Raw genomic sequence first — 2,321 nt, forward strand, 5'->3', positions numbered from 1 at the left:
CATCCTCCCAACTCCCACCTCCCAACTCCCACCTCCCACCTCCCAACTCCCTGTCTTGTCTCGCTATACCGTCGGGAAACCCGACGAGCGCGAGCCGCAACTCCCAACTCCCCACCAATAGGAAAAGTTAAAATAGAAAACCATTTATCCTCTAGTCGTTGTGAAAGCAGTTATTCTCCTCTCAGGTGGTTTAGATTCTTCGACGGTGTTGTACTTAGCCAAAAGTGAGGGTTATAGCTGTTATGCCCTCTCTTTTGATTATCAACAACGTCATCGGCGCGAACTCGAAGCGGCGAGTGCGATCGCGAGTGCTGTTGGGGTAGTCGAGCATCAAGTCGTGAGCTTCGATCTCCGTTTGTGGGGAGGTTCGGCACTCACAGACGATCGGATCGCACTGCCACAAGAACGAAATCTCGCTCAAATGTCAGAATCTATTCCAGTAACGTATGTTCCCGCCCGCAACACCATTTTTTTGAGTTTCGCGCTTGCATATGCCGAAGCGATCGAAGCTAATCGAGTTTACATCGGTGTCAATGCCCTCGATTATTCCGGCTATCCAGATTGTCGTCCCGATTATATCGAGGCAATGCAATCTGTGTTTAGATTGGGCACTAAACAAGGTAGGGAAGGCGATCCGATCGAAATCGTCACCCCCTTAATCGATCTCAAAAAAACTGAAATTATCCAGCTCGGCGATCGATTGGGCGTACCCTGGGCGCAAACTTGGTCTTGCTACTCAGGAGATCGCGTCCCTTGCGGTACCTGCGACTCCTGTCGCCTGCGGTTAGCAGCTTTTGAGGAGCTAGGGGTGGTAGATCCGGGGATGAGAGATAGGCTTTAGGTTTTAGGCTTTAGGCTTTAGGCTTTGGAACTACGTTCCCCATCCACCCATCCACTCATCCACCCATCCACCCATCCACCCATCCACCCATCCACCCATCCACCCTTACCTCCGCACCTTCACCCGTACCCGATCGATCCTCGGCCCGACGGTCGAAACGATCGTTAGAATCCATTCTCCATACTCTAATGATTCCCCAATCTGGGGGAAATGTTGCAATTTGTTAAGCAGAAATCCGGCCAGAGTTTGATAATCATCGGCTAAGGGGAGAGCGATCTTGAGTTGGGCGTTGAGATCTTCGAGATTGATTTGAGCTTGGACGAGAAATGTCCCGTCGGCGAGCTGCTGAATCAATTGTGTGGGTCGATCGGAGGTGACTTTCATGCCAATCATTTCTTCGATCGCATCTTGACGGGTAATCAAGCCAGCAGTATTGCCAAATTCGTCAACCACGATCGTCATGTGAGTGTCTGAGAGTTGCATCTGTTGGAGGACAACGCTCACGGGTGTAGATTCGGCAACAAATTCTACTGGTTGAATCCATTTGGCGATCGGAATTTGTCCGGCTGGTTTACCTTGAGTGAGTAAAGTACCAAAATCTTTAAAAGCAACGATCCCGACAATTTTGTTGAGCGAGGTATCGGTAACGGGATAGCGGGAATAACCAGTTGTAGCGACTTTAATCAGCAGTGTTTGACAACTGGCTGTTTTAGGAACGGTGACGATCTGGGTACTAGGGATCATCACATCGGTGGCAATCTTATTGGCAAATTCCAGGACTTTAGTTAAGACTTCGCGTTGTTCGAGTGCTAGTCCGCTGGATTCGCGTTCGGTGGAGACGATCGCTTGCAACTCTTTAAATGTCACCCGATCGCGACTATCGTACCGCTCTTTAATGCCGAATATTCGCAAACACAGTTTGGTAGATCGATCGAGTACCCAAATCAGCGGACTAAAAATCCGCGCGATGGCGAGGCTCGGCGCGCCCAAAAAACGGGCGATTGGTTCGGCATAAATCAACGCGATCGATTTGGGGATTAGTTCGCCAAAGACAATCTGGAGATATGCCAACAGTACAAATGTCAGGGGAATTGCTAGCGAATGTGCCAGTGGGACATTTTCTAAATACTGCATCAAAATTTGGACGATCGCGCGTTCGCCAATCCAGCCAAGAGCCAAACTTGAGAGCGAAATACCGACTTGGGTAGTCGAGAGCAATCGATCGATCCGACGTTGTAGATCTTGCACTTGTTTAGCGCGATCGTCTCCAGCCGCCACCAACTGACTGATGCGCGATCTTCGCACTGACAAGATCGAAAACTCAGCGACAACAAAAAAGGCATCGATCGCAATCAATCCGAATACCAGTAGCAGTCGCCACCCAATTTCTGAACCACCTAAAAGTGAATGAGGATCGTTCATTGTCGGGATTTTTAGGAATGAAAGGGTAGATGGGTGGATGGGTGGATGGGTGGATGGG

2 protein-coding genes are annotated in these 2,321 nt (G+C 49.6%); one reads left to right on the forward strand and one right to left on the reverse strand.

Features of this window, described 5'->3' with window-relative positions; all coding sequences use genetic code 11:
* Positions 1-160: 160 nt before the first annotated feature.
* On the forward strand, positions 161-841 hold the full coding sequence (gene queC, locus C7B77_RS28475; protein ID WP_106312991.1) for a 7-cyano-7-deazaguanine synthase QueC: 681 nt from the start codon (positions 161-163) through the stop codon (positions 839-841).
* Between the two features lie 105 nt (positions 842-946).
* Here the strand turns inward: queC and C7B77_RS28480 are convergent.
* A partial coding sequence (locus C7B77_RS28480) for a hemolysin family protein (protein WP_342761382.1) occupies positions 947-2,321 on the reverse strand: 1,375 nt, incomplete at its 5' end.

The sequence above is a fragment of the Chamaesiphon polymorphus CCALA 037 genome (assembly GCF_003003845.1).
Classification (GTDB): domain Bacteria; phylum Cyanobacteriota; class Cyanobacteriia; order Cyanobacteriales; family Chamaesiphonaceae; genus Chamaesiphon; species Chamaesiphon polymorphus.